The following is a 16,432-nucleotide window of genomic DNA, read 5'->3' as shown; positions in this document are numbered from 1 at the left end:
CAATTCGTTGAAACTTCCCGCATGATATACCCTGTGTCAGGTAAAGCTCGCCGGGCTGGCGTCAAACGTGGCCTTGCATTCCTTCATGCAGAAGTAGTACTTGCGCTTGCGGTAGAGCGATGTCAGGGACGTGCGATTGTCCACATCCATCTCGCACACCGGGCACACCGGCTGCTGGTCGGTGGACACGCGGCGTTTGGCATAGACGCTGTTCGACATCGGGTCGAGCCAGCCCTGGCCCTGGTATTCGAGCACATTGGCGGTATTGCGCGCGACCGTACGGCCAAAATAGCGCTCCACCACGCGCAGCGCCAGGTCGATGCCGGACGACAGGCCGCCCGCGCTGGCCAGATTGCCCTCTTCCACGAAGCGCGCGCCGCGCTTCAGCTTCACGTCCGGGAACTGCATGGCGAACTCGTTGAAGGCGCCATGGTGGGTGGTCGCAGATTTGCCGGCCAGAAGGCCGGTGCGCGCCAGCACGGTGGCGCCGGTGCAGACCGACATCGTCAAATCCGCCGTCCGCGCTGCTTCCCGTATCCAAGCCAGCAGTTTCGGATCGCGCGCACTTTGCGCCGGGATCACGATGACCTTGGGCGTGGGAGCATTGGCGATGGTGTAGTTGGGCACGACGCTCATGCCGCCGCTGGCGGTGATCGGGTCAGGCGTGGCCGCCACGGTGTACAGCTGGAATGAAGAGCCGGAGTCGCAGCCAGCGGCCTTTACATTACTGAATACTTCCCACGGCCCGGCAAAGTCGATCACCACCGCGCCGTCGGATATGACAAACGCCACCGGGATGGGACCGCTCGCCGGCGGCTGCAACGGCGCCGCCGGAGCGGCGGCGCGCGTTGCTGCGGCAGCGGCTGCCGGCAGTGCCGCCGCCAGTCCCATGGCGCTGGAGATTCGGAAAAGTTCGCGTCGGTTCATGGTGTTATTCCTTGTTGGGGGTGAGGACCGTAGTCTCCCATCGCGCCCCCTGCCATGACGAGGCAACTCGCTGCAAGCCGGCGTGGATTCGCTGCAAAGCTTCGCCACGCCCCGCGAATTCCCCTATGATGGCGCCCATGACCGCTATCTCTACAAACGCATGGCGCTACGTTGCCGGCGCATGGCTGGCCATCGGCCTGTTCGACGCGACGCAGGTCGTGGTCTCCATGCAGGCCATGGGCATGCAGCACGCCTGGTGGACCCTGTTCTTCGTCACGCTGGCCGGCTGGGGCGTCTGGATTGCCAGCGCGCCGCTGGCACTGGCCCTGCTGCAGCGCTATCCGCTGCCGGCGCGCCGTGCCGCACCGTGGCTGGTGCACATGGCGCTGTGCATGGCCATCAGCGCCACCTGGGCCGTCTGGAGCGCCTGGCTGGAGCACGCCACCAACCCCTTCGCCTATCCCAAGGGCTCCGATCCCTTTATCCAGTTATGGAAGAACCGGCAGGTGGGCAACCTGGTGGGCAGCGTGATCCTGTATGGCACCATGGCCACGCTGGGCATCGCCATCGACACCCACCGCCGCCTGTCGCAGCAGCGCGAATTGCTGGCGCAGGCGCAGCTGGCGGCGCTGCGTTTGCAGATCGAACCGCACTTCATCTTCAACGCCCTGAATGCCGTCACCGGCTTGATCCGCGAAAAGCGCGGCAACGAAGCCATCGCCGCCGTCGCCTCGCTGGGCGACCTGCTGCGGCGCGTGACCGACGGTTCCGAGCGCCAGTTCGTAGCACTCGACGACGAACTTGATTTCCTCCTCAAGTACCTGGAGATCCAGCAGCTGCGCTTCGCCGAACGCCTGCGCGTGCGGGTCGATATCCCGCCTAGCCTGCGGCGCGCCCAGGTACCCGACTTCATTTTGCAACCGCTGGTTGAAAATGCGATCAAGCACGGCATCGCGCGGCGCGCCAAGGGCGGCGAGCTGCATATCGGCGCCACGCGCGAAGGCGAGCTGCTGAGGTTCAGCGTCTTCAACGAAGGCCCAGCGCTGGCAGCCGGTACGCAGGACGGCGTTGGCCTGGCCAACACGCGCCAGCGCCTGCGCGCGCTGTATGGCGAAGCCCATTCGCTCACTCTGAGCGACGTGCCGCAAGGCGTGCTGGCGACGGTCACCCTGCCCTACACGGAGCCGGCATGCTGCGCGCCCTGATCATCGACGACGAACCGCTGGCGCGCAGCAATATCGCCCACCTGCTGGCGGACGATCCTGGCATCGCCATCGTCGGCCAGTGCGGGTCGGCCGAAGAAGCGCTGGCCGCGCTGCCGGCTGCGCGCCCCGACCTGGTCTTCCTCGACGTGGAGATGCCCGAATGCGACGGCTTTGAACTGCTGGAACTGATTGGCGCCGCGCCGCCGTTCGCCATCGTGTTCGTGACCGCCCACCACCAGTTCGCCCTGCGCGCCTTCGAAGTGGGTGCGCTGGACTACCTGCTCAAGCCCTTCGACGACCGCCGCTTCGGGCGCGTGCTGGAACGCGTCAAGGAGCGCATGCGCGCGCCCGGCGAAACGCGGCGTTTCATCATCAAGAACGGCAACGCGCTGCAGGTGGTGAAGTTCGCCGACATCGACTGGGTCGAAGCCAGCGACTACTACACCACCCTGCATGCCAATGGACGCAGCCACATGCTGCGCCGCAGCCTGGCCGACCTGGACACCGAGCTGGCGCCGCACGGCTTCCATCGCATCCACCGCTCCGCCATCGTCAACCTGGAGCGCATCCGCGCCCTGGAAATCCGCGAAGACGGCGAATACGAAGTGGTGCTTCGCACCGGCCAGCGCCTGCGTATGAGCCGGCGCTACCGAAAAACCATCATGGAGCTGTTATGCAAAGACTGACCCTGGCCCTTCCCATGCTGGCACTGGCCCTGAGCGCCTGCGCCACCAAAGACCAGAACCGTATCGAAGACATTGGCGCCACACCGCTGCGCGACCTGAATATCGCCAAAGTTGAAATTCCGCCGGTCCTGCGCGACGCCATGGCCAACCCTTACCTGGCGCCTGCCGACAAGAGCTGCCCCGCCTTGCAGACGCAGCTTGCCGGGCTGGATGAAGAGCTGGGGCCGGACATCGACGTCCCCGAAGAAAAACAGGGCCGAATGGACGCCTCGCGCGCCGCCCTCGGCAACGCCGCCACTGGCGCGCTACAGAACACGGTGGAAGGCGCCATCCCCTTCCGCGGCTGGCTGCGCAAACTGAGCGGTGCCGAACGCCACTCGCGCGAAGCCCAGGCCGCCATCCTGGCCGGCAAGATCCGGCGCGCTTACCTGAAAGGCATTATGGCGTCGACCTCCTGCCAGAAAGTTTAAAGTGCTCCTTGACCGCAGCGCTTTGGGTCGCGCCCAGGACTACTGCCAGCATCAACACATGCGCCGCCACGGAAACAAGCGGCGCGCCAACCGTACTGACGACTTCCACGTCAAACAAGCGGTCCAGCACCCCATTGGCAAAATTCCAGCCCCAATGCAGACCAACGGCCGGCCATAGCGAACCAGTGCGATACAAGGCGGCGGCATAAGCCACGCCAAACGCAAACAGGGTGATCCATTCCAGCGGACCATTGGCGAGCCGGTAAATATGGTTCAACACATACACCGCGGCGGAAATGGGAACGATCAGCCAGTTCGCTGCCAAGCGCGGCAACGCGCGCGCGACGAAGCCACGTGTCAGGATATCTTCCGAGATCGACGGGATGAAGGTGAATGGAAGCAGTATCAGCAACGCTGCAACCGGCACGCCGCCCACCCCCGCCCCCGCAGCAGGCGACACGCGATAGACGTCCAGCGCGGCGCCGGCAGCGATCGCCCCAAACTTGACTGCCATCGCGAAGAGGAATGTTCCCAGCAAGCCCGCGAACCAGCGCGGTGAAAACGAGAGGTACCAGGCATCCATCCCCTTGAACCCGAGTAAGCGCGCCAGCAACCACGCCAGCGGCACCACCGCCAGCATCAGATTCTGCATGCCCAGGCCTTGCGGCGCCTGATAGGCGGCAAAGAGCGCAACAAAGGCCAGGCTCCATTGCCATGGCTTCACAGGGGAGGAATTCAAAGGGATTCTCGATAAGATTGGTAAAAAGACACGCGATCTTACTGCACTTCGAAACGGCTTGCATTTGCTGCGCCGCATCATGCTAGAATCGTTGCAATATTGGCCACAGCAGGGGCAAGCAGATGAAACGCGTGATCTTCAACCAGAAGGGCGGCGTCGGTAAGTCGACCATTGCAGTCAACCTCGCGGCTATTGCGGCGCACCATGGCAAGCGCACGCTGTTGATCGACATCGACCCGCAATGCAATTCCAGCCGCTACGTGCTGGGCGAAGCCACCGCCGGCGTAGCCCCCACCCTGGGCGCCTACTTCGAACAGATGCTCAGTTTCAGCATGTTCGCCAAGCCCGCCGGCGAATATGTGCATGCCACGCCGTTCGACAACCTGTCCATCATGGTGGCGCATCCCGAGCTGGGCGACCTGCAATCCAAGCTCGAATCGCGCCATAAGATCTACAAGCTGCGCGACACCCTGCGCGAACTCGAAAAGGAATACGACGAAATCTACGTCGATACACCGCCCGCCTACAACTTCTTCACCCAATCCGCCCTGATCGCCGCCGACAGCTGCCTGATCCCCTTCGACTGCGACGACTTCTCGCGCCAGGCGCTGTACACCCTGGTCAATAACGTGAAGGAAATCAAGGCCGACCACAATGCCAGCCTGCAGATTGAAGGCATCGTGGTCAACCAGTTCCAGCCGCGCGCCCTGCTGCCGCAGCGCATGGTGGACCAGCTGAAGGACGAAGGCTTGCCGGTCTTCGAGAACAAGCTATCGAGCTCGATCCGCATCCGCGAATCGCACGAACGCAACTTGCCGATGATCCACCTCGACCGCAGCCACAAGCTGAGCCAGGAATTCCTTGCGTTATACAAGGAACTACAAGCCACACCAAATCATCCATTTGGATGATGAGCCGGCCGCGCCTGCTGCCTATAATTTGTTTGCATAATGACAAAAGGACAGGACCATGGCCAGCGATCCCATACAAGAGGTGTACGAAAGCATCACCCAGCCCGGCCGCATAGTGGAGCTGATGGAGAAGCTGGGCCGCCGCCTGGATGCGGAATCGGCCTTCCTGTTCACCTCCCACTCCGAGACCGCACCGGAAGCGATCCTGCTTGGCCAGAACATGGACCCCGCCGTGGTCAAGGACTTCGCCAGCTACTGGGCGCAGGAAGACGTGTGGGCCGCAGCGGCCCGGGCACAGGGGCTGATGCAGCGCGGCGTGGTGGTCGTGGACGAAGACCTGCTATCGAAGCAGCGCCTGCGGCAGAGCCGCTTCTACAATGAATTCAGCAAGAACGCCGGCATGGACAGCATGCTCGGCACCATCCTGTTCGACGGCCAGGAACCTGGCGGCGACATCCCGTTCACCAACCTGTGCTGGTACCGCCCTGCCGGCAAGCACCCTTTCAGCAAAGGCGACAAGCAGTTACTGAAAACCCTGCTGCCGCACCTCCAGCAAGGCTTGAAGCTGCAATGGCAAATGCAGCGCATGCGCCTGAACGACCTGGCCGCCGGCTATGCCGGGGTGGGCCCGCCGCTCGCCAGCATCGTGCTGGACTGGGGCGGCCGCATCGCCTCCTGCAACGCCCGCGCCGAAGCCCTGCTGGCCGGCAGCCGCGCCCTGCTGCGCTGCAAGGATGGCCACCTGCTCGCGCTGGGCCAGCAATCCTCGCCCAGCCTGGCCGAAGCCCTGGCACGCTGCCGCGCCACCCGCCACGCCGTCCGCATGCTGGTGCGCGAAGAAGGCAGCGGCGAGCTATTCCGCGCCACCCTGAACGCCCTGCCGGCGGATGCAGAGACCCACTTCGGCATTTTCGGCCGCCCCTGCTGCCTGCTGCTGATCGAACTGCCGCGCGACGACATGCGCGAAACCCTGCAGCTATACAGCCAGCTGTACAACCTGACCGCCGCCGAGCTGGAAGTACTGACCGGCCTGGTGAACGGCCTGTCGGCCGAACAGGTGGCGCAACTGAAAGACCGCTCCATCGCCACCGTCCGCACCCAGGTGCGCAGCCTGCTGGCCAAGACCGGCAGCGAGCGCCAGGCCGACTTGCTGCGCACCGTCGCCCGCCTCGGCTGAAATTCGGGGTCAAATTTGATCCAGGTCATGGCTGCGCCGGGCGCGGTTGGCTAAGCTGCACGGTTTTTGTCCATGCTCACCGCACCAGAACTTCTCCTGCCCGCCGGCTCCCTGGCGAAAATGAACGCCGCCTTCGACTACGGCGCCGACGCCGTCTATGCCGGCCAGCCGCGCTACAGCCTGCGCGTGCGCAATAACGATTTCTCCACCCTGGATGCGCTGCGGGAAGGCATCGAAGGCGCCCACGCACGCGGCAAGCAGTTCTTCGTCGCCAGTAATATCTTCGCCCACAATGCCAAGCTGAAGACCTATCTGCGCGACATGGCGCCGGTGATCGCAATGAAGCCGGACGCGCTGATCATGGCCGATCCGGGCCTGATCATGCTGGTGCGCGAGGAATGGCCCGACATGCCGATCCACCTGTCGGTGCAAGCCAATGCCGTCAACTGGGCCGACGTCAAATTCTGGCAGCGCATGGGCCTGACGCGTGTGATCCTGTCGCGCGAATTGTCGCTCGACGAAATCGAAGAAATCCGCCAGCGCTGCCCCGACATGGAGCTGGAAGTGTTCGTGCACGGTGCACTGTGCATGGCTTATTCCGGCCGCTGCCTGCTGTCCGGCTACTTCAACCACCGCGACGCCAACCAGGGCACCTGCACCAACGCCTGCCGCTGGGACTACAAAGTCGGCCATGGCTGCGAGAACGCCACCGGCGATATCTCCGTGCTGCACCAGGAGCCGCGCCATCCACTGGCCAGCCAGACCTACCTGCTGGAAGAAGCAGGCCGCCCCGGCCAGCTGATGCCGATCTTCGAGGACGAGCACGGCACCTACATCATGAACTCCAAGGATCTGCGCGCGGTCGAGCATGTCGAGCGCCTGGTGAAAATCGGCGTCACCTCGCTGAAAGTGGAAGGCCGCACCAAGTCCGCCTACTACGCCGCCCGCACGGCCCAGGTCTACCGCCAGGCCATCGACGATGCGGTGGCTGGCCGCCCCTTCGACGAAAGCCTGCTCGGCCAGTTGCAAGGCCTGGCCAACCGCGGCTACACCGACGGCTTCTACCAGCGCCACCACACCCAGGCGCACCAGAACTATATGCGCGGCGCCTCCGAGACCGACCGCAGCCAGTACGTCGGCGACGTGCTCGGCATCGCCGACGGCTGGGCGCGGGTTGAGGTGAAGAACCACTTTGCAGTAGGCGACCGCATCGAGGTCATGCACCCCAGCGGCAACCGCGACATCACGCTGGAGCACATGCTGGCCGACGACGGCCAGCAAATCCGCATCGCGCCCGGCAGCGGCCACATCGTCCGCATCCCGCTGGCTGCCGGCCTCGAAGGCGCCTTGCTGTCCCGCTACCTTTAAGATTTGGGGTCCGATTGACAGATCCGACCCCGAATTTTCACCAGAAGATCACGCGCTGTTCCGGCGGCAGGTACATCTTGTCGCCTTCCTTCACCCCGAAGGCGTCGTAGAAGCCGGGGTGGTTCTTCAGGCTGCCGTTCACGCGGAATTCGGATGGCGAGTGCGGGTCGGACTTCACTTGCTGGATCAGGAAGTTGTCGCGGCCTTTGCCGCGGCGCGCCTGCGCCATGCCCATGAAGATGCGCTGCTCGGCGGTATAACCGTCAATCACCGGGCCTGGCTGGCCTTTCATATAGATCTTGTAGGCGCGCGTTGCCATGATCAGGCCGGCGTTGTCGGCGATGTTTTCGCCGAGGGTCAGTTCGCCGTTCACGTTATAGCCCGGCAGCGGGCTGTAGCCGTTGTACTGGCTGACCAGCATCTTGCCGCGCGCGGCGAACTTCTCGCCGTCTTCCTTGGTCCACCAGTTGCGCAGGTTGCCGTCGCCGTCGTACTGCGAGCCCTTGTCGTCGAAGGCATGGCTGATCTCGTGGCCGATCGAAATGCCGACCGCGCCGTAGTTCACTGCCGGTTCGGCCTTGGCGTCGTACAGCGGGTACTGCAGGCGTGCGGCCGGGAACACGATTTCGTTCAGGGTCGGGCTGTAGTAGGCGTTGACCGTTTGCGGCGTCATGCTCCACGCCAGGCGGTCCACCGGCTTACCCAGCTTGCTGGTGTTGAAGACATGGTTGAACTCGCGGGTGCGCAGCACGTTGCCAACCAGGTCGTTGCGGGCCACCTTCAGGCCCGAGTAGTCGCGCCATTTGTCCGGATAGCCGATCTTGACGTTGATCTTGGACAGCTTGATCTGCGCCTGCGCCTTGGTCTCGGGGCTCATCCACTCCAGCAGTTCGATGCCTTCGCGGAAAGCGGCCAGGAAGTTCTTCGCCATCTCCGCCACCTGCTGCTTGCGCTCGGCCGGGAAGTACTCGGCGACGTAGGCCTTGCCCACCAGCTCACCCAGTGCGCGGTTCACTTCGGCGATGCCGCGCTTTTGCAGCGAGCGCTGTTCCTTGGCGCCGGTCAGCACCGCGCCGCGGAAGGCGAAGTTCTCGTCCGAGAATTCCTTCGACAGGTAAGGCGCGAAGGAGCTGACCATGTGGAATTCGAAGTAGGCTTTCCACACCGGCAGCGGGGTAGCTTCAATCAGCCTGTCCAGCGCGGCCAGGTAGCTTGGCTGGCTGACGATCAGCGAATCCACCTTGCCGGCAATGCCGACACCTTTCAGGTAAGCGTCCCAGTCGAAACCCGGCATCAGCGCCTTCAGTTCGGCCAGCGACAGCTTGTTGTAGGTCTTGATCGGGTCGCGGTTTTCCACCGCGGACCAGTGGGCGCGGGCGATTTCAGTTTCCAGCGCGACGATCTGGGCGGCTTCTTCAGCGGCCTTGGCGTGGCCGGCCAGCGCCAGCATCTTCTCCACGTGCTGCTGGTACTTGGCGCGGATCTCGCCCAGGCGCGCATCCTTTTCGGACAGGAAGTAGTCACGGTTCGGCAAGCCCAGGCCGGACTGGCGCACACCCACCACGTAGCGGGTGGAATCCTTGGCATCCTGGCGCACGCCCATGTCCAGCGGGCCGCCGGCGTCGATGCGGTTCAGGTGCGCCACCAGGGCGCCAATGCCCTTCTTGCTGGACAGGGCGGCGATGCGCGCCTGCTCGGCCTTCAGCGGCTTGATGCCCAGCGCGTTGCGGCGTGCTTCGTCCATGAAGCTGGCGTAGTAGTCGCCGATCTTCTGGGCGTCGGAGCCGGCTTTGCGGGCTTTGTCCTTTTCCGCCTTTTCAATGATGGAATTGACCTGGCCTTCCACGTTTTCCTGCGCCACGTTGAACGCGCCCCAGCTGGAACGGTCGGCCGGGATTTCCACGCCGCTCAGCCACTTGCCCTGGGAGTGGCGGAAAAAGTCGTCCTGCGCACGGACTTGCGGGTCGATGCCGGCGACGTCGATGCCGGATACCGGCTCGGCGAATGCCTGGGTAGCGGCCAGGGCGAAAATCAGCCCGCCAAGGATGGTGCGTTTCATGTGTTGCCTCCGTTCAGATAAATCACTGCCGAAAGTATGCCGCAGCCCGCCCGCATATGGGCTGCTTGCGGCCCGCCTGCAACACTGCGTTACACATCCGTGCGCCATTTGACCGCCGGCCTGCCAGAGCCGATACTTGCCGGGTTTTCTATCCCACAAGGAGATTAGTTGTGAAAAACGCCATGTTGGCCACCGTGCTGCTGGCCGCCACCGCGGCCCAGGCACAGGACGCGCCGAAGCTCGATCCGCAGCGCCTGTCGCAAGACGTCAAGATCCTCTCTTCCGATGAATTCGAAGGCCGCGGCCCAAACACCGCCGGCGAGGAAAAGACCGTCAGCTTCATCGCCAAACAATTCGAAGCCGCCGGCCTGAAACCGGGCGGTGACCTGGTCAAGGGCAAGCGCAGCTGGTTCCAGGAAGTGCCGCTGGGCCGCTTTGAAATCAACGGCCCGGTGGTGCTGAATGCCCACCACGGCAAAGACACCATCCCGTTCGCACAGGGCGAGCAGATGGCGGTGCGCGCCGCGATGAACGGCGCCAAGCGCGTCGACTTCGACAAGGTGCCGCTGGTCTTCGTCGGCTATGGCGTGACCGCGCCTGAGCGCAAGTGGAACGACTTCAAGGGCGTGGACCTGAAAGGCAAGCTGGCCGTGGTGCTGATCAACGACCCGGACTTCGAAACCGGCGAAGGTGAATTCGGCGGCAAAGCCATGACTTACTACGGCCGCTGGACCTATAAGTACGAAGAGATGGCGCGCCAGGGCGCGGTCGGCACCATCATCGTGCACGAAACCGCACCGGCCTCCTACGGCTGGGCGACGGTAAAGAACTCCAACACCAATGTGATGTACGACATCGTGCGCAAGGACCCGAAGAAATCGCACGCACAAATGGAAGCTTGGATCCAGCGCGACGTGGCGGCTGACCTGTTCAAGCGCGCCGGCCTCGATTTCGAAGCGGCCAAGAAGCAGGCGCAAACACGCGGCTTCAAGCCGATGGAACTGAAAGGTGTCAGCCTGTCGGCCCATTACGCGGTCGATACGCAGGTAATCAAGTCGAAGAACGTGGTAGGCCTGCGCGAAGGTTCGGCAGCACCGCAGGAAACCGTGATCTACAGCGGCCACTGGGACCACCTGGGCGTAGGCCTGCCTGACGCCAAAGGCGACAAGATCTACAACGGCGCCATCGACAACGGCACCGGCATCGCCGCCCTGATCGAACTGGCGCGCGCTTACGGCAAGGCCCCTGCGCCGAAGCGCAGCGTGGTGTTCCTGGCCGTGACAGCGGAAGAAAAAGGCTTGCTCGGTTCCGAGTACTACGCGGCCAACCCGCTCTATCCACTGGCCACCACCGCCGGCATGATCAATATGGACGCGCTGAGCCCATGGGGCCCGGCACGCGACTTCACCATTTCCGGCAGCGCCAAGCTGGACCTGCTGGATGCGTTGATCGCCAAATTCAAACAGGTCAACGTCAGCTACGCGCCTGATCCGCACACCGCGGCCGGCTACTTCTTCCGCTCCGACCACTTCCCGATGGCCAAGCGCGGCGTGCCGGCCTTCTCCATCGGTTCCGGCGAGGATTGGGAAGAAGGCGGCATGGCCGCCGCCAAAGAGTGGAAGCAAGCGTACGACAGCAACAGCTACCACCAGCCTTCCGACGAGTGGGACGCCAAGTGGCCCTTCACCGGCATGGTGCGCGACCTGCAGGTGCTATATAGCGTAGGCCGCGACCTGGCCGAATCGAAGTCCTGGCCGAACTGGTCGAGCGACTCCGAATTCCGCACCATCCGCGACCAGAGCGCAGCAAAACGCAAGTAACTCTCCCCACAAGGCCGGCTCCCACCGGCCTTTTTTCATAATGCGGAATCCCGCATCCACATCGTAGAACGCTGCAGCACCGAGCAGCTCCCTCATCAGTTCATCCCGCGAAAAGACATTGCGCATCATGAAATTACGCAACTAAGTAACTGAAAATACAGGAACATTTTTTAAGTTATATGTCTTATATAAGACATGGGTGCGGCGCAGCAAATGGCCTATCATTATTCCAAGTGCTTCGCTTTCTTAATCCTTCTTTTTAGGAATATGACCATGTCCCAATACCAAGACGACATCCAAGCCATCGCTGCCCTGCGCAACAAGAACGGCAGCTCGTGGAACGCCATCAATCCTGAATCGGCCGCCCGCATGCGCGCCCAGAACCGTTTCAAGACCGGCCTGGACATTGCCCGCTACACCGCGAAGATCATGCGCGCCGACATGGCCCGCTACGATGCCGACTCCTCCCAGTACACCCAGTCGCTGGGCTGCTGGCACGGTTTCATCGGCCAGCAGAAGATGATCTCGGTGAAGAAGCACTTCAACAGCACCGACCGCCGCTACCTCTACCTGTCCGGCTGGATGATCGCCGCGCTGCGTTCCGAGTTCGGCCCGCTGCCGGACCAGTCGATGCACGAAAAGACCGCCGTGTCGGCCCTGATCAAGGAGCTGTACACCTTCCTGCGCCAGGCTGACGCGCGTGAACTGGGCGGCCTGTTCCGCCAGCTGGACGCAGCCCAGGGCGAGGCCAAGAAAGCCATCCAGGAAAAGATCGACAACCACGTGACCCACGTCGTGCCGATCATCGCCGACATCGACGCCGGCTTCGGCAACGCGGAAGCGACCTACCTGCTGGCCAAGCAGATGATCGAAGCTGGCGCCTGCTGCATCCAGCTGGAAAACCAGGTATCGGACGAGAAGCAGTGTGGCCACCAGGATGGCAAGGTCACCGTTCCGCATGAAGACTTCCTGGCCAAGATCCGCGCCGTGCGCTACGCCTTCCTCGAACTGGGCGTGGACGACGGCATCATCGTGGCCCGTACCGACTCGCTGGGCGCCGGCCTGACCAAGCAGATCGCCGTCACCAACGAACCGGGCGACCTGGGCGACAAGTACAACTCCTTCCTCGATTGCGACGAAGTGACCGCCGACACCGTCAACAGCGGCGACGTGCTGATCAAGCGCGACGGCAAGCTGCTGCGTCCTAAGCGCCTGCCAAGCAACCTGTTCCAGTTCCGCTCCGGCACCGGCGAAGAGCGCTGCGTGCTCGACTGCATCACTTCGCTGCAGAACGGCGCCGACCTGCTGTGGATCGAAACCGAGAAACCGCACATCGGCCAGATCGGCGGCATGGTCAAGGAAATCCGCAAGGTGATCCCGAACGCCAAGCTGGTGTACAACAACAGCCCATCGTTCAACTGGACCCTGAACTTCCGCCAGCAGGCTTACGACCGCATGAAGAACGCCGGTGAAGACGTGTCGGCCTATGACCGCGCCGCGCTGATGAACGCCGACTACGACGCCACCCCGCTGGCACTGGAAGCAGACGAGAAGATCCGCACCTTCCAGGCCGACGCAGCGCGCGAAGCAGGCATCTTCCACCACCTGATCACCCTGCCGACCTACCACACCGCCGCGCTGTCGACCGACAACCTGGCCAAGGAATACTTCGGTTCGCAAGGCATGCTGGGTTATGTGGCTGGCGTGCAGCGCAAGGAAATCCGCCAGGGTATCGCATGCGTCAAGCACCAGAACATGTCCGGTTCCGACATCGGCGACGACCACAAGGAATACTTCAGCGGCGAAGCTGCACTGAAGGCGGCTGGTAAAGACAACACCATGAACCAGTTCTAAGCGCACCCCGCGCACGAGGAGGCCGGCATTGCGCCGGCCTTTTTTATTTGGCGAGCACCGCGCCCGCCACGCCACCCGTGCCCTGCCGCGCGCTTGCGGTGCGCGCCACCCAGGCCAGCACCAGCGCAATGATCACAAAGCGGAACGCGATGCCGATGGCGCCCGCTTCCGGGCCGTAGGCGCCGCCGGTCAGCCAGGCCGGGCCCAGGTCATGGATACGCTGCAGTCCGCCCGCATCCATGCCGCTGACCGGGAAGCCAAGCAGCGGTCCCTGTACGAAGTTCCAGGCGAAATGCAGGCCAACCGGGAACCACACATTGCCAGCCTTGATGAAGGCCAGGCCATAAATCACGCCGCCCAGCGAATTGCCAATCACCGACAGTAGCGTGGCGCCGGGATTACTCAAGTGGATCAGACCAAACGCCACGGCGCTGACGCCGATCGCCAAGGCCTGGCGCCCGCGCAGCACCAGCAGCAGTCCGGCCAGCAGCAGGCAGCGCATCACCAGCTCCTCCTTGACGGTAAATGCAAATTTTATGAGCGCCGTCTGCGCCAGCTCCGGCAGCGCCGCACCGCTGGCCGCTCCGGCCGCAATCGCGTTCATGCGCAGTTCAGTGCAGAAGATGCCCAGCATCGCGCTGGCAGCAATAAGAAATCCGGCCAGCAAGTCGCGCAGCGCAGCGCCGTTCAGGCGCAGGCCCATCGCATCGATCCAGCGCTGCCTGTTCCTGCGCGCCTGCCACAACATATTGGCGCCCAGCCCGAATGCCGCCAGCACCATCGCCAACTCCACCATCATCGCGACCTGCATTTAATACCTTTCTATTAACAAACAGTGCCGAACTATAGCACCGGGCATCCCGCCGCGACAGCGTGCATCGCTTCCCTTTTTGGACAAGCCATGCCATCCTGATTTCACAAAAAAACATTCATCAGCTGGAGACAACCATGAACTTTACGCAGTCCATGAGTATCGCGAAGAAGCTGGCAGTGCTGAATGCTGGCGCGATCCTCGGCATCATCATCCTCACCACGATTTTCCTTGTGTCTGAACGCACCCTCATCCTGGAGGAACGGACCAGCAATGTGCGGCAGGCGGTGGAAACCGCGTACGGTGTGCTCGACTATTACCAAAAGCAGGAAACCAGCGGCGCCTTGCCGCGCGCCGAGGCGCAAAAGAAGGCCATGGATGCGATCAAAGTGTTGCGGTATGGCAACAACGAATACTTCTGGCTCAACGATATGCAGCCCAAGATGGTGATGCATCCAATCAAGCCAGAGCTCGACAATAAAGATTTGAGCACCAACAAGGACCCCACCGGCAAATTCCTCTTCGTCGAGTTCGTCAACACGGTGAAAAAGTCGGGCGGCGGCCCGGTCGAATACATGTGGCCGAAGCCGGGCAGCGACAAGCCGGTGCAGAAGGTCTCCTACGTCAAAGGTTTTGAGCCCTGGGGCTGGGTGCTCGGTTCCGGCGTCTACGTCGACACGGTCGACGCCACGGTGCGCGGCCGCGCCGTCACGTTCGCGATCGGCGCCGTGCTGCTGGCAGCCCTGCTGCTGGGCGTAGGCGTGTACATCGCACGCGGCATGCTGCGCCAGCTGGGTGGCGAACCGGATTACGCATCGTCGATCGCGCGCAGTATTGCCGGCGGCGACCTGACCGTTCCAATCAGCGTCAAGCACGATGACGACAACAGCATGGTCAATGCGCTGAAAGCCATGCGCGACGACCTGGCGCGCATCGTCAGCTCGGTCCGCACCGCGACCGACACCATCGCCACCGCCTCGAGCGAAATCGCGGCCGGCAATAGCGACCTGTCGGCCCGCACCGAGAGCCAGGCCAGCTCGCTGGAAGAAACCGCCGCCTCGATGGAGGAGCTGACCGCCACCGTACGCCAGAACGCCGACAGCGCACGCACCGCCAATGAACTGGCAGCCAACGCGTCCGACGTGGCGCAGAAAGGCGGCGCCGTGGTGTCGCAGGTGGTGGAAACCATGGCCTCGATCGACAGCTCTTCGCGCAAGATCGTCGATATCATCAGCGTGATTGACGGCATTGCGTTCCAGACCAATATCCTGGCCTTGAACGCGGCGGTGGAAGCGGCGCGCGCCGGCGAGCAGGGACGCGGCTTCGCGGTGGTGGCGTCCGAAGTGCGCAACCTGGCCCAGCGCAGCGCGGCGGCGGCCAAGGAGATCAAGGACCTGATCGGGGCCTCGGTGGAAACGGTCAGCGTCGGCAATTCGCTGGTGGCGCAGGCCGGCAGCACCATGCAGGAGGTGGTGGACAGCGTGCACCGCGTACGCCAGATCATCAACGAGATCAGCACCGCCAGCAATGAGCAGAGCGCCGGCATCGCGCAGGTGAACGAGGCGATTTCGCAGATGGATGCGGTGACGCAGCAGAACGCTGCGCTGGTCGAACAGGCCGCAGCGGCGGCGGCCAGCATGCAGCAGCAATCGGCGGCCTTGCTGCAAGCGGTGGGTGTGTTCCGGCTCGATGCCGATAGCGCGGCAGGTGCAGCGCGCCGCCTGCCGCGCCTGGGCCGCAGCTAAGCCGCAGCCCGGGCAGGGCTACGCCTCGCTATTTGACGCGGGCGTAGCTCAGTTCCATCCACTTCATCTCTTTGCCCGACGGCCCCGGGCCCCACATTTCCATCACGTGGTTGTCGTTGTCCTTGATGATCATCTTCATGGAGTACGGCACTTCCTTCCCGGCCATCGGGTCGGTCATCATACCTTTGTAGGTGATGGTGTTGCCGCTCATGCTGCCGCGCGCCAGCGTCATGCTGGTGCTGCCGGAATCGATCCAGCTGCCGAAATACTTCTTCGTCACGTTGTCGTAGCCGGTGATGCCCAGGCCGTCGAACGGCTGGCCCATGAACTGGCCCTGGTAGCTCTCCTGTAGGTAGCGGTTGCCCAGCACCCATTTACGCTCGGTGGAGCCGGTGCTTTCTTCAGGCGGTTTGGAAGGGTCCATCCACATCTTGGATTTGACGCTGAACTTGCCGGCCAGCGCATCGAGCTTCTTATGCGCCTCACCGGGGGTGGAAGCCTTGGCCATCGCCTCCATCGCCGCCTTCTCGTCAGGCGGGCCGGACTTCTTCTTATCCGACGCCGCTACAGCGCCAGCCAGGGTGAATCCCGCAACAACAACCAGGTACTGCGCGACACGACGGAGCTTCATGGCTTCCTCCTATCCAGCAGGTGATTGGG

14 protein-coding genes are annotated in these 16,432 nt (G+C 63.1%); 9 read left to right on the top strand and 5 right to left on the bottom strand.

What is annotated here, in order from left to right; translation table 11 throughout:
- Window positions 1-36 precede the first annotated feature (36 nt).
- Window positions 37-927 carry a DJ-1/PfpI family protein gene (locus AAHE99_RS05930; RefSeq protein WP_342115403.1) on the bottom strand — a complete coding sequence of 297 codons (891 nt, stop codon included), beginning with the start codon at window positions 925-927 and terminating at the stop codon, window positions 37-39.
- Between the two features lie 137 nt (window positions 928-1,064).
- Here AAHE99_RS05930 and AAHE99_RS05925 point away from each other — a divergent pair, with 137 nt between their 5' ends.
- From AAHE99_RS05925 to AAHE99_RS05915, 3 genes are read left to right on the top strand one after another with little or no spacing between them, the layout of a single operon-like run.
- Window positions 1,065-2,132, top strand: a complete 1,068-nt coding sequence (locus tag AAHE99_RS05925; protein ID WP_342115401.1) for a sensor histidine kinase — start codon at window positions 1,065-1,067, stop codon at window positions 2,130-2,132.
- Complete coding sequence (locus AAHE99_RS05920) at window positions 2,117-2,818, top strand: LytR/AlgR family response regulator transcription factor (protein WP_342115399.1); 702 nt, start codon at window positions 2,117-2,119, stop codon at window positions 2,816-2,818. Before AAHE99_RS05925 ends, AAHE99_RS05920 begins: the two co-directional genes overlap by 16 nt.
- Window positions 2,806-3,288, top strand: a complete 483-nt coding sequence (locus AAHE99_RS05915) for a hypothetical protein (RefSeq protein WP_342115398.1) — start codon at window positions 2,806-2,808, stop codon at window positions 3,286-3,288. Before AAHE99_RS05920 ends, AAHE99_RS05915 begins: the two co-directional genes overlap by 13 nt.
- On the opposite strand, the gene AAHE99_RS05910 is transcribed toward AAHE99_RS05915, so the two are convergent.
- Window positions 3,257-4,027 carry a CPBP family intramembrane glutamic endopeptidase gene (locus tag AAHE99_RS05910; RefSeq protein ID WP_342115396.1) on the bottom strand — a complete coding sequence of 257 codons (771 nt, stop codon included), beginning with the start codon at window positions 4,025-4,027 and terminating at the stop codon, window positions 3,257-3,259. The genes AAHE99_RS05915 and AAHE99_RS05910 overlap by 32 nt on opposite strands.
- A 122-nt stretch (window positions 4,028-4,149) precedes the next feature.
- Here AAHE99_RS05910 and AAHE99_RS05905 point away from each other — a divergent pair, with 122 nt between their 5' ends.
- From AAHE99_RS05905 to trhP, 3 genes are all read left to right on the top strand, one after another.
- A complete protein-coding gene (locus AAHE99_RS05905) occupies window positions 4,150-4,938 on the top strand; it encodes a ParA family protein (protein ID WP_342115394.1) in 789 nt (262 codons plus the stop codon).
- Between the two features lie 58 nt (window positions 4,939-4,996).
- Complete coding sequence (locus AAHE99_RS05900) at window positions 4,997-6,115, top strand: helix-turn-helix transcriptional regulator (protein WP_342115392.1); 1,119 nt, start codon at window positions 4,997-4,999, stop codon at window positions 6,113-6,115.
- 72 nt (window positions 6,116-6,187) lie between these two features.
- Window positions 6,188-7,483 (top strand): prephenate-dependent tRNA uridine(34) hydroxylase TrhP, encoded by a 1,296-nt coding sequence (trhP, locus tag AAHE99_RS05895; protein WP_342115390.1) that lies wholly within the window; start codon window positions 6,188-6,190, stop codon window positions 7,481-7,483.
- Window positions 7,484-7,520: 37 nt separating this feature from the next.
- Here the strand turns inward: trhP and AAHE99_RS05890 are convergent, their stop codons facing one another.
- Entirely contained in the window at window positions 7,521-9,542 is a 2,022-nt protein-coding gene (locus tag AAHE99_RS05890) for a M13 family metallopeptidase (RefSeq protein WP_342115388.1), read from the bottom strand.
- Between the two features lie 170 nt (window positions 9,543-9,712).
- Here AAHE99_RS05890 and AAHE99_RS05885 point away from each other — a divergent pair, with 170 nt between their 5' ends.
- Entirely contained in the window at window positions 9,713-11,362 is a 1,650-nt protein-coding gene (locus AAHE99_RS05885; protein ID WP_342115386.1) for a M28 family metallopeptidase, read from the top strand.
- A gap of 273 nt (window positions 11,363-11,635) precedes the next feature.
- Window positions 11,636-13,216, top strand: a complete 1,581-nt coding sequence (locus AAHE99_RS05880) for an isocitrate lyase (RefSeq protein ID WP_342115384.1) — start codon at window positions 11,636-11,638, stop codon at window positions 13,214-13,216.
- Between the two features lie 43 nt (window positions 13,217-13,259).
- On the opposite strand, the gene AAHE99_RS05875 is transcribed toward AAHE99_RS05880, so the two are convergent.
- Complete coding sequence (locus AAHE99_RS05875) at window positions 13,260-14,027, bottom strand: CPBP family intramembrane glutamic endopeptidase (protein ID WP_342115382.1); 768 nt, start codon at window positions 14,025-14,027, stop codon at window positions 13,260-13,262.
- A 137-nt stretch (window positions 14,028-14,164) separates the two neighbouring features.
- Between AAHE99_RS05875 and AAHE99_RS05870 the strand changes: the two genes are divergently transcribed.
- Window positions 14,165-15,772, top strand: a complete 1,608-nt coding sequence (locus AAHE99_RS05870; protein ID WP_342115380.1) for a methyl-accepting chemotaxis protein — start codon at window positions 14,165-14,167, stop codon at window positions 15,770-15,772.
- A 28-nt stretch (window positions 15,773-15,800) separates the two neighbouring features.
- Here the strand turns inward: AAHE99_RS05870 and AAHE99_RS05865 are convergent, their stop codons facing one another.
- Complete coding sequence (locus AAHE99_RS05865) at window positions 15,801-16,403, bottom strand: DUF1579 domain-containing protein (RefSeq protein ID WP_342115378.1); 603 nt, start codon at window positions 16,401-16,403, stop codon at window positions 15,801-15,803.
- Window positions 16,404-16,432: the final 29 nt, after the last annotated feature.

Source organism: Pseudoduganella sp. OTU4001, assembly GCF_038440195.1.
GTDB lineage: Bacteria > Pseudomonadota > Gammaproteobacteria > Burkholderiales > Burkholderiaceae_D > Rugamonas.
This window is presented reverse-complemented; position numbering and strand designations above follow the sequence as displayed.

Excerpts from the sequence above, each read along its gene's own strand:
- AAHE99_RS05930 (WP_342115403.1), bottom strand. The coding sequence starts at position 927 with ATGAACCGACGCGAACTTTTCCGAATCTCCAGCGCCATGGGACTGGCG.
- AAHE99_RS05925 (WP_342115401.1), top strand. The coding sequence starts at position 1,065 with ATGACCGCTATCTCTACAAACGCATGGCGCTACGTTGCCGGCGCATGG.
- AAHE99_RS05920 (WP_342115399.1), top strand. The coding sequence starts at position 2,117 with ATGCTGCGCGCCCTGATCATCGACGACGAACCGCTGGCGCGCAGCAAT.
- AAHE99_RS05915 (WP_342115398.1), top strand. The coding sequence starts at position 2,806 with ATGCAAAGACTGACCCTGGCCCTTCCCATGCTGGCACTGGCCCTGAGC.
- AAHE99_RS05905 (WP_342115394.1), top strand. The coding sequence starts at position 4,150 with ATGAAACGCGTGATCTTCAACCAGAAGGGCGGCGTCGGTAAGTCGACC.
- AAHE99_RS05900 (WP_342115392.1), top strand. The coding sequence starts at position 4,997 with ATGGCCAGCGATCCCATACAAGAGGTGTACGAAAGCATCACCCAGCCC.
- trhP (WP_342115390.1), top strand. The coding sequence starts at position 6,188 with ATGCTCACCGCACCAGAACTTCTCCTGCCCGCCGGCTCCCTGGCGAAA.
- AAHE99_RS05890 (WP_342115388.1), bottom strand. The coding sequence starts at position 9,542 with ATGAAACGCACCATCCTTGGCGGGCTGATTTTCGCCCTGGCCGCTACC.
- AAHE99_RS05880 (WP_342115384.1), top strand. The coding sequence starts at position 11,636 with ATGTCCCAATACCAAGACGACATCCAAGCCATCGCTGCCCTGCGCAAC.
- AAHE99_RS05875 (WP_342115382.1), bottom strand. The coding sequence starts at position 14,027 with ATGCAGGTCGCGATGATGGTGGAGTTGGCGATGGTGCTGGCGGCATTC.
- AAHE99_RS05870 (WP_342115380.1), top strand. The coding sequence starts at position 14,165 with ATGAACTTTACGCAGTCCATGAGTATCGCGAAGAAGCTGGCAGTGCTG.
- AAHE99_RS05865 (WP_342115378.1), bottom strand. The coding sequence starts at position 16,403 with ATGAAGCTCCGTCGTGTCGCGCAGTACCTGGTTGTTGTTGCGGGATTC.